Origin of the sequence: Anaerocolumna sp. (assembly GCF_032079385.1) — a bacterium.
GTDB lineage: Bacteria > Bacillota > Clostridia > Lachnospirales > Lachnospiraceae > Anaerocolumna.
Window position 1 is genome coordinate 98176 of sequence record NZ_DAMAUC010000008.1, and the last position, 10773, is coordinate 108948.

10 protein-coding genes and 1 pseudogene are annotated in these 10773 nt (G+C 41.1%); 10 read left to right on the plus strand and 1 reads right to left on the minus strand.

Annotation, left to right across the window (positions count from 1 at the left end; all coding sequences use genetic code 11):
• From RT261_RS08495 to RT261_RS08515, 5 genes are all read left to right on the plus strand, one after another.
• A partial coding sequence (locus RT261_RS08495) for an ABC transporter substrate-binding protein (RefSeq protein WP_313131753.1) occupies positions 1–931 on the plus strand: 931 nt, incomplete at its 5' end.
• 230 nt (positions 932–1161) lie between these two features.
• Positions 1162–2193 carry a serine hydrolase domain-containing protein gene (locus RT261_RS08500; RefSeq protein ID WP_313131756.1) on the plus strand — a complete coding sequence of 344 codons (1032 nt, stop codon included), beginning with the start codon at positions 1162–1164 and terminating at the stop codon, positions 2191–2193.
• Between the two features lie 111 nt (positions 2194–2304).
• Positions 2305–3288 carry a GNAT family N-acetyltransferase gene (locus RT261_RS08505; RefSeq protein WP_313131759.1) on the plus strand — a complete coding sequence of 328 codons (984 nt, stop codon included), beginning with the start codon at positions 2305–2307 and terminating at the stop codon, positions 3286–3288.
• Positions 3289–3774: 486 nt separating this feature from the next.
• Positions 3775–4509: a lysoplasmalogenase family protein gene (locus tag RT261_RS08510; RefSeq protein WP_313131764.1), complete on the plus strand. Its 735-nt coding sequence runs from the start codon at positions 3775–3777 to the stop codon at positions 4507–4509.
• Positions 4510–4604: 95 nt separating this feature from the next.
• Positions 4605–5972 carry an aldehyde dehydrogenase gene (locus tag RT261_RS08515; protein WP_313131770.1) on the plus strand — a complete coding sequence of 456 codons (1368 nt, stop codon included), beginning with the start codon at positions 4605–4607 and terminating at the stop codon, positions 5970–5972.
• A 144-nt stretch (positions 5973–6116) separates the two neighbouring features.
• Here the strand turns inward: RT261_RS08515 and RT261_RS08520 are convergent, their stop codons facing one another.
• Entirely contained in the window at positions 6117–6467 is a 351-nt protein-coding gene (locus RT261_RS08520) for a hypothetical protein (RefSeq protein WP_313131772.1), read from the minus strand.
• Between the two features lie 321 nt (positions 6468–6788).
• Between RT261_RS08520 and RT261_RS08525 the strand changes: the two genes are divergently transcribed.
• From RT261_RS08525 to RT261_RS08545, 5 genes and pseudogenes are all read left to right on the plus strand, one after another.
• The gene (locus tag RT261_RS08525) at positions 6789–8225 is read left to right on the plus strand and encodes a MarR family transcriptional regulator (protein WP_313131775.1); all 1437 of its coding nucleotides are present in this window, start codon (positions 6789–6791) and stop codon (positions 8223–8225) included.
• On the plus strand, positions 8218–8454 hold the full coding sequence (locus tag RT261_RS08530; RefSeq protein ID WP_442871769.1) for a cysteine-rich KTR domain-containing protein: 237 nt from the start codon (positions 8218–8220) through the stop codon (positions 8452–8454). Before RT261_RS08525 ends, RT261_RS08530 begins: the two co-directional genes overlap by 8 nt.
• Before the next feature lie 113 nt (positions 8455–8567).
• Positions 8568–8690: pseudogene (locus tag RT261_RS21140) on the plus strand (ABC transporter ATP-binding protein); the annotation flags it as partial.
• A 51-nt stretch (positions 8691–8741) separates the two neighbouring features.
• Positions 8742–9890, plus strand: coding sequence for an ABC transporter substrate-binding protein (locus tag RT261_RS08540; protein ID WP_313131779.1), 1149 nt, complete (start codon positions 8742–8744; stop codon positions 9888–9890).
• On the plus strand, positions 9887–10773 hold an 887-nt coding region (locus tag RT261_RS08545; RefSeq protein WP_313131781.1), incomplete at its 3' end, for a FecCD family ABC transporter permease. The genes RT261_RS08540 and RT261_RS08545, both read left to right, overlap by 4 nt.

A 10773-nucleotide genomic window follows, 5' to 3' on the forward strand; every position in this document is an offset into this window, starting at 1 on the left:
TCAGATAGACAAAAAATATGCAGACACCTTGAGAAAAGTTTTTATTCCTGAGATGTCAAGTATCGGTTATTCAATGAATGTAAATAACTATCCTTTGGATATTCCAGAAGTGAGAAAAGCAATTTCCTTAGCAACGGATAGAAGAGCTTTGATTTCCGTAGCGGAACCCGGAAGCTTTATGGGTGATACAAAAAACAGTCCATTACTTCCTTCTTTACAGGATATTTATACCAATGAAGGTTTTATGGATACATTAACCGATTACGGTTATAACCCCGAGAAAGCAGAAGAACTTCTTACCAGCGTTGGCTGGAAGAAAGAAAATGGTAAATGGGTGGATGACAAAGGGGAAGCTCCGGTAATATCCATAGCTACTATTAACACCTGGCCTTCTTTTATGATGACAGCAGAAGCGATGAGCAGCATGCTTACTGACTTTGGCTTCAATATTGATTTTAAACCTATGGAATTTGGTGTATGGAATGATTTTACTAAAACCGATGAAAAAATGATTTCCTGTGTATTCATGGCAGGTGCAGATTCCTATGCACATCCATGGGAAACTTATTATGGTCTGTTCACAAATTTAAGAGCAGGATGGCCTAAGGTTGAACCGGGTAAGGATATAATTATGACAGCACCTACAACCGGAAAAGAATATAATATAACGAATATGCTGGCTGAATTATTTAGTGCAACAGATTCCGATGATACCAAGAGGCTCACAGAAGAATTCATGGTTTTGGCAAATGATCTGAGTGGATTTATACCTGTAATTGAAAAAACAGCACCCCTTCGTATTTATGATACGAAATTAAGTCTGGGTGATACAGAGCTAAATGCGGTACAACAAAATTATTACTATTATGGAAATATTAATACCATTCTAATAAAACTTATTAAAGAGGATATGCTTTACTTTATAAAATAAATTTATTGTTATGGGCTGATGTTTTGAGATATGATGCAATCCCCTTATGGGAAATGATTCATTCCAGGCAGCGGCCCTATATTAAATGATGCAGCAGGACACAGATGAGATGCTAAATTAGTATCAGACCTTGAAATAGCTTACTGGAAGTACGGCATATATTAAGATGGGATATAGATTATTTAAAACCAGTTTTTATTAGGAGAAAAAGAAGATAGGACGTGATTCCCATGAAGGAAAAAGTGGAAACCTTCTTAAAGGACAGTATAAAGAATAAAGTATTTACAGGTGTATCCTACGCAATTAGAAAGGGGGATATGCTGACCGTTAATAGTATTGGAAGGTTAGGCGAAACGGATCAATTCGTGAATAATGATACACTTTTTGACATAGCCTCCTGTACAAAAATATTTGTTAGTTTAGCATGTATGCGTCTAATGGAAGAAGGTAAGCTTGCACTAACAGATACAGTGGAACTTTATCTCCCATCCTGGAAAGATAGTCAGACGGGGAAAATCACCATCTTCCAGCTGCTTACACATACAAGCATGCTGCCTGCCCATATTCCGTTATATGAGATGAGTAAGGACAGAGAAGGAGCATTTGAGGTGTTAAAACATATTCTACCAAGAAAAAGCTCAGGAGTAGAATATTCCTGCCTTGGCTTTATTATCTTAGGCAGAGTATTGGAAGAAATAACAAAGCTGCCGCTGGAAGAAGTAATAAGCAGTTATGTTACCCGCCCTTTGGGGATGAGTAATACTATGTATTGTCCAAAGGGAGAAGATAGGAATAATATTATGCCGACGGAATACTGCCAATGGAGAAAACGCCGTTTAATAGGTGAGGTGCACGATGAAAATGCATACCACATGGGCGGTGTAAGCGGGAATGCAGGGATATTCTCCAATATAACAGATATGTGCCGTATGGCAGATGCCATGTTGTGGAAAGAAGGAGAAGATCAGGCAGGAGGTCTTGTTACTAAAAATACGATTTCAATTATGACCAGAAACTATACGGGAAAGTGTGAAGAAAACAGAGGATTGGGTTGGTGTATTAAGAATATACCGGATATGACAGCAGGCGAATATTTTTCGGACAGCAGTTTTGGGCATACAGGATATACCGGTACTTCCATTTGGATAGATCCTGTTAAGGATAGTTATGCTATTCTGCTGACGAACCGGGTGTATTATTCAAGGGAAGTGGAAAAGATTCGGCATGTGAGACAGGTTTTTCATAATTTGGCGATGTCGTAAAAGAACATGCACTGATTTTGATATCAAAATATCTGAAATGCTATCCCGTGTTTCATCAATATAAGGAAGCTATAGAGCTTCCTTTTTATAAGTAAAAGGAGAAGTGTAAAGATGATTGATAAATACATATCACAAGATACTGAAGATATTATAAATCTGTGGAACAGGGCAGCTGTAAAGCTGGGATACAAGGAAATTGATATAGCCTGCTTTACACAAATATTTACGAAAAACCCTTATTTTAATCCGGATCATACCTTTGTTATGAAGGAGGATGGAGCTGTTGTTGGATTTGCATGTGGTTGTGTAGGTGATGATATTCCACTGGGAAAGGTAAGCGGATATATTACCTGCATCCTCCTTGATGAGAAGTATGAAACTAGGGATAATTACAGAAAATTCATGGATTTGCTAGAAGATTCTTTTACTAAGTCAGGCAGAATCCAGTCTGATATATTGTTTTTTAATCCCATGATGCTTCCTTGGTATATCAAGGGAACGGACCGCCATGAGCATAATAATGCCCCCGGTGTATTTAAAAACAGCCGGCTTTATCAGGAATTAATGGATTACGGTTATGAAGAACGGGCGACGGAATGTGCAATGTATATGAATCTGGATAATTACTCTATACCGGCAACTATATGGGAAAAGGTGGAGCGGGCAGCAAAGGACGGTTATCAGGTTTCTTTATTCGATAAAAGCAAGCATTATGATTTAGATACCATGCTTCAAAAACTGGATAATCCTTTATGGGAAAAGGAGATAAGAGAAGCAGCCAGAGAGGGAGCTCCTGTATTAGTAGCTGCCCAGAATGGAAGAACCGTTGGATTCGCAGGTCCTATTAGAAGACAGGAGAGCGGAAGAGGCTATTTTACAGGTATTGGAGTAAATAAGGAACATGAGGGGCATGGATTAGGAACTATTTTGTTCTTTCTTCTATGCCAGGAAGAGAAAAAGGTTGGAGCGGGGTATATGTCGCTGTATACAGGAAAAACGAATCCGGCAGCCAAAATATATCTCCAGGCAGGTTTTCATATTGTAGAAAAATTCGCTGTAATGAGAAAAGCGCTTAAAACGGAAGATCAGGTATAAGCAGCAATGGAGGTGAAAAATGAAGAAATATCTGACAATGAATATCGGAGGAACGGATTTTAGCGTCGGTCAGAATTTTAGAGAGTATAATTTAAAGGAAACCTTAGGCCAATATTGTGGATAGCCATATAAAAAGGAAACTGAAATTAGTGGAGGGTGGGATTACCAAATGCAACGGCTTTGAATTTAATATTTCAAAGCCGTTGCTTACAATCCGCTGTAGTTTAGTGCATTTCATTGGCAATCGTCCTTCTGCTGTGCCTTCAGAAATATATGTGACAGCTTCAGAAGAACCTTTAGAATGTAGCTGTCAATAGTTTTACAAATTATAAAAATTATTCTTACGGCATTTCTATTTCGGAGTGATATTGACTTCCTATATTAGGAAAAGTATAATTATATATAAATAGAGTTTTGGAAGGCTGCCTGGAGTAAAAATATTAATCTCGAAAATAAAAAGCGCAGCAGAACAGGGGGAGTATTTTCATGAAGCTAATTCAGTCTTTACTTTTGTTTGTACTGTATACAATTCCATTTATGTTTCTTATGTGGACGATCAGCAAGCCCAAATACAAAAGATATTACGTTCTGGCGAAAACGATCAATAGCATAATTTTTATTGCAGTAGCTATTTTCTGCGCCTATTATGGAGCAAATATTGAGATTTTAGATTTGTTACTTCCGGCATTGTTATTATGTTTAGTCGGTGATATTATTCTTGGATTCTATAATGTTGTATGTGATAAAACGGTAAAAGGAAATGAGTTATCTTATGTAGAAACCGGTACGAATTTTACGTCAAAAGCAGCTCTCTTTATTTTGGGGTTATTGTCCTTTGCTTTTGGTCATGGCTGTTTTATATATGCATTCTCAAAAATGCAGGGATTAACCTGGACAGACCTGATATTTCCTATATTAGCAGTTTTTATTACCATAGGATTAACAAAGTTAGATGGAATGGAAACCGGCAGGTTAACCGTATTAATAGCAGCATATTCATTTATGGTAGCAATGATTTTTTCAAAAGGTATGCACCTTCTATTTTCACAATTTAATATTGGAAATTTGTTACTTGGTGTGGGCACAACTTTATTTCTTATTTCAGATGGGTTTATTTTATTTCTTTATTTTTATAAAAAGAAGTCCAAGGCTGTTCATATCATTAATCTGGCTACTTATTATTATGGAATGTTTTTTATAGCACTTAGTTTGCTATATTAAGATCAGGATAAATGCTATTTCTTAATCGCAGTCTGCGGGTAAGAGCAAATGCAATTGCTATTAAAAGGCGTCAGAGCGCCGGAATCGAGGTTATTATGGAGATGAAGGAACTTGTTTCACTACAGAGAGAGTTTTTTCTTACTAATGTTACGAAAGATATTCAGTTTCGCAAAGAACAGCTTACAAAATTGGAACATGCAATTATACAGAATCAGGATAAGATATATTCAGCACTTAAGGAAGATTTGAACAAATCAGAATATGAATCCTATCTTACAGAGGTCAGCATTGTATTAAATGAAATTCATTATGCGAAAAAGAATTTAAAAAGATGGATGAAACCACATAAGGTTAAGACTCCCATAACACATTTTCCGGCTAAAAGTTATACCTTGTTAGAACCATATGGAGTGGCACTGGTGTTATCACCTTGGAATTATCCATTTCAATTAGCACTGGCACCTGTGGTGGGAGCTATGGCAGCAGGAAATTGTATTGTGATTAAATCATCTAAAAATAGTGCAAAAACAACTGCCATCATTACAGAGATTATCAATCAGACCTTTGAGCCTAAGTATGCTCATTGCGTTAATAATAAGCATAGCTATGATGAAATTCTGAAAGAAAAGTATGATTATATATTTTTTACGGGAAGTGAACGGGTAGGTAAGATTGTAATGCATGCAGCAAGTGAACATGTGACCCCGCTATCCTTGGAGTTAGGTGGAAAAAGTCCATGTTTTGTAGATAAAAACGCTGATATTGAACTGGCTGCAAAGCGTATTATATGGGGTAAACTTCTCAATGCAGGGCAAACTTGTGTAGCACCTGATTATGTCCTGGTGGATTGTGAAGTGAAGCAGCAATTAGTACAACAGATGGTGAAACAAATAAGTGGTATGTATGGCAAACCATTAGAAAATGAAAATTATCCTAAAATTATAAGTAAAGATCATTTTGAAAGATTACAAGGACTGATCGAAAGAGAAACTAATAAAATAGGCGGTAAGGGTGATGACAAAACACTTAAAATTGAACCTGCCATATTTACAGAGGCTTCTTTTGAGAGTGAGATTATGAAAGATGAAATCTTTGGCCCCATAATTCCAATTTTATCTTATGACAATATAGATAAAGTTATCCATAAGGTTAAGGAACGTTCAAAACCACTTGCTTGCTATATATTTAGTCAGGATGAAACATATATACAAAAGTTGTTAAAGGAAGTATCCTTTGGGGGAGGTTGTGTGAATGATACCGTTATGCATCTTGCGAATCACAACCTGCCATTTGGTGGTGTTGGCAGCAGTGGTATGGGGAATTATCACGGAGAGTACAGTATTCACACATTCTCACATGAGAAGAGTGTGCTAAAGAATAAAAACATATTCGATATACCTTTACGTTATTCACCTTATACGGATAAGAATCTTAAACTAATTAAAAAGGTAATGAAGCATTAGTTTACTTGTAAGGGTCAGGAGGGAAATTATAAGGAACTAGCCATATGTAAAAAAGAAGGGACTGTTAATGCCCCAATTCAATAAGGATGTTTTCAGTTTTTGAGATTTGCCGTAGGATTTTAGGCCTACGGCTTTTCTCTTGTCCTAAACTCTACCAGCAAAGTTGAAATAGACATCAACCTGCTGGGTGTAATTTTTCCCAACGTTCAGAACGCTTATGCACAGGGTAAAGATGCGCCGAACGATCGGGGCGGTGTCCTCGTTGGAAACAATCCGTTTCGGGTCATTGGAGTCTTTTTTGCAGCCATAAGGCGGCTTAGGGGTGATACGTTCCCCACGCTTTGCGGCTTCCACTTCCGTTATCACTTCATTGTAGCCGAAGCGGTCAAAGCTGACCCCCGAATACCCATCGTCCGCCCATAGTCTTGGATTTGGAAAGCCGTTCTTTTCGGCGTATTCCCTTAATAAGACCGACACGGCAGGTGTCGATTTCATTAGGCTTTGCTTCTATTCGTTATTCTTCTTTTGGTACGGTCTTCTTTGATGTAAATTTATGGTAACAGGTCCGATGAGGTTTGTCAAGCTGGAGCGTGAATGTCAAAAGCAGAAAACTACCAGAAAATTATTATCATATGTGGGGTCACCTTGTTTATTTTCTTTTACCAGCAACAGCGTTACTATTTCAAATTAGAATTTTCCATTATTACAGTATAAAGTAAATTGTTTGCTTGACAATCTTTATATTCGTATGCTATGCTTACAAATGTAGTTAGATAAAACTAACTGATTTTTTATTAGAGAAAGGAGGATTTCATCATGGCATATAATATGGAAAATAATCCTGGGAAATATTATCAAATTATGCACAATTATCAAGAAGCCCAACTGCTTTTTGCAGCCATTCGTTTGAATGTATTCTCGCATCTCGATACGCCACAGACATCGGATGCGGTTGCAGCGGCACTTAACTGCGATAAAAGACAAATTGAATTGCTGCTGTTATCCCTGACCTCCTGCGGATGGGTAAACAAGCAAGGCGGTTTTTATTTCAACACGTCAGAAACAAAGGATTTCTTATCCCGAAGCAGCGAGGTGTTCTTGGGGGATGCTCTGCTTTTTCGTGAGAATATGACCTCGCTGGCAAGGCTGGAACAACAGGTGAAATCATCTGGCGCACCCAAGCCTGCCTATGATTTTTTGGAGATGGCACGGGTTACCGTTCCCGAACTATATACTGGGCGGGTGCAGGCATTTTTGAATCAAATGATGAAGCTGTATCCTGACACCGAGCACCCTTTGCATCTCTTAGATTTGGGTGGTGGAACAGGCATCTTAGCGATTGAGTTTGCAAAGAAGTTTACTAACAGCAGAGCAAAGATTTTTGAAGCCCCCGATGTAGCAGAGGTCACAAAGAAGATTGTACGTCAGCATCATGGGGATCAACGGGTTGATGTGATTGCCGGGGATTTTAATACAGATATTCTTGGCGGCCCTTACGATGTGATTATTGCCTCCGGCATTCTGAACTTTGTGAAGGGTAATCTGTCGGACTTCATTGGTAAATTATCCGCATCCTTAATGGATGGAGGATATTTGTTGATTGTCGGTCAGTACCCGGAACACGAGCAAAAAGCTCCACCCAATATGCTCAGCTGGCTGTCAGGATTGCTAAACGGCGTGCCTCTACCCCCAAGCAGTCAGGAAATTGGATTGGCGGTACAAAACGCAGGACTGACAGTAGCCGACCGCATGGAGGACGCACGGTATGAAGGGCAAATCTATCGCAAGGGGGCATTTGCTTCAGATGTTTGTTCGGGCGATGTCATTCGTTCTTTTATTGAATTGAACGAACAGATTTCCAACACGAAAACCAACATCCTAGACTTTGGCAGTGAGGACATGACCTTCTATCGAGGGGAAATCCACATTATCAAAATGATTGGTGATTTTCCCGGTATTCACAGCGCCGAGCTTGCTCGAAAATTCGGCATTACCCGACCTGTCGTTCACAAGACTCTGCAAAAACTCATGGAGCGAGGATTGATTATTAAAGAGGATGATACCGAGGATAAAAAACGCAGTCTACTCTATCTAACCGAAAAAGGACAGGTAGCCTATCGGGAGCATGAGAAATACCACAATGAGCAGGATAAAGCACTTTTCGATTTCCTCGTAGATATGCCCGGCGAAAAATTAGCCGCCATCAAGGGTTTTTTGGACAACGCAATCGGTCTAATTAAAAACCATGTGTAATCCAATAGGCATCATATCAGAGCGAAAGAGGGGTGGGGATTTGGAAAAAAACGAATGGGTTCTGTGTCCTGTATGTGGACATAAGACGAGGGTTCAAATTCGGAGAGATACGGTTTTGATTCGGTTTCCCCTGTTTTGCCCGAAGTGTAAGCACGAAAATTTAATCAATGTGAAAAATTATAAAGTTTTAATTGCAGATAGGCCAGACGCTAAGACGCAGTGCCGGTAAAACATTTGGGTGTTTTATCGGCATTGCGCCTTTTCTGTGTATCGAGGGGAGGTGATGCTTTGAAGCAAGACTTATTGGTGAACGAAATTAAAAGAAAAAATATCGGCTCGAATCTTCTGATTCTGGATGAATTTACAAGCAATGATGACCCCGGAAACGAGATGCTGATTCAAGAAGCCATATCAGAGCTTGCGACGGGAAGGACGGTGCTGGTGATTGCCCACCGTCTACGCACATCTGCCGTTCTTTGAAGCAGATAAACACACTTATACAAGGAGGATATTTACATGAAAAACAAGATTATTTCCGCTGTATTGACGGCTACTCTGTGCTTGTCACTTGTAGCTTGCGGAAGGCCCGCATCACAGGGCAATGAGTCCAATGCACCCGCTACATTCGAAACGCCCTCCAGCACCGCTCCGGTGGAATCAAGCGAGTCGTACACCATTACAGATTTGGGCGGTCATGAGGTCACCATCCCCGCCCCCGCCGATATTCAGAAAATCGTAATTCTAAGCCCGCCGGTCATGTCCTTTGTGGTGAGCGCCATTCCGGACACCGAAATGATTGTCGGTATCAACTCGCGTTCCTTCCTGACCTCTAACCCGCAAATCGTCGAAAAAGTATTCCCCAACTGGAAGTCGGTGGAAGCTTCCTTTGTCGATGTAAACTTTGCCGTCAACACTGAATCCCTGCTTGCGCTGGAGCCTGATATTATCTTTTATTATGGTGATTTCCAGAAGAAAGGTATTGAGGGTCTCAATGTTCCGGCGGTAGACTTTCTCATGAAAGGCATCAACAGCCCGGAAAAAATGTCAGTTGCTTGGGATGCGCAGATTAGAGAAATTTTAGGTACGGATACCTCTGTGGGTATTCAGAAGGAATGGGACCACACCAATGCAAAGCTGGAGAGCCTGTTGAAAAATGTGGGAGACCAGAAAAAACGAGGGCTTTGCATCAAACTCAATCAGGCAGGCAGCGTGGTGGTCATGGGTTCTGACTCTTTTGATGGCTGGGCACAGAGCTTTTTTGCTCTAAGTGGAATCGAAAATGTCGCTACATCGGTTGAGGGCACCGGCGAGGTCAGCATGGAACAGATTTATGAGTGGAATCCTGACTTTATCATGTGCTTTCAGGATGTTCCTGCAAGCTATATTCTGGATAATTCCATTGAAGGTCAGGACTGGTCTCTGCTGAACGCATGGAAAAACAAGCAGGTCTTTGATGTGCCGAGAACGACCTACGCTTGGGTAACGCCTTGTGCGGATTCCCCGCTCTTTCCTCTCTGGCTGGTTTCCAAGGCGTATCCAGAACTTGTGAGCAACGGCGAGGTTCGGACGGAAATCAATGAATACTACCAGCGTAATTACAATGTTGACTTGACAGAGCAAGACCTTGATTCCATCTTAGACAATCGGGAAGCGACAGGGATATGAGGAAAGAACATAACGCAAACTACAACAAGACGATGCTCATCGGTGCCTTGCTGCTGGCAGGAGCGGTTATTGGTGGGGTATTGTTGGGGAAGTACAGCATTCACCTTTCTGACCTTGCGGCTATCCTGTCTGGCAAGCTGAACGGCAATATAGACAGCGCATTGGAAACAGCCGTCTTTGTCGTTTTCAATGTGCGTATTCCGCGAATCATTTTGGCTGCAATGGTCGAGGCCGGATTATCCATATCCGGCTCTGCCTTGCAAGGCACTTTTCAAAATCCGTTGGTAAGTCCTGATTTGCTGGGGGTCAGTTCCGGCGCAGGCTTTGGCGCGGCGTTGGGCATTTTGCTCACCGGCGGATTGGGGTTGTTCCCGCCGATTCTATCTTTGACCCTTGGTCTGACCAGCGTGATTCTGGTATTTTTTCTAGCGGGAACAAAAAATGGGATGGGAACTCTGTCAGTCGTGTTAGGCGGCATCATCGTGTCTTCCATCTTTTCGGCCCTCATTTCCCTGATTAAGTATGTAGCAGATGCCTCCGAAACCCTACCTGCCATCACTTTTTGGCAGATGGGCAGCTTTGCAAATGCAACCTATCGTGACATCGGGATTGCCTTTGTTCCCATCATAGGCGGCATCATTGGGCTGTATCTGTTGCGCTGGAAGATTAACCTTCTCTCCCTCGGCGACGAGGACTGTTTTACCCTTGGAATCAACCCGAATACCACCCGCTGGCTGGTGATTTTGTTTGCGACGCTGACAACGGCCGGCAGCGTGACCGTTTCAGGGGTCATCGGCTGGGTGGGATTGGTTATCCCTCACATTTGCAGGCGGCTGGTCGGGGTCAACCATGGGCATCTGCTGCCCGCCTCCTGTTTGACGGG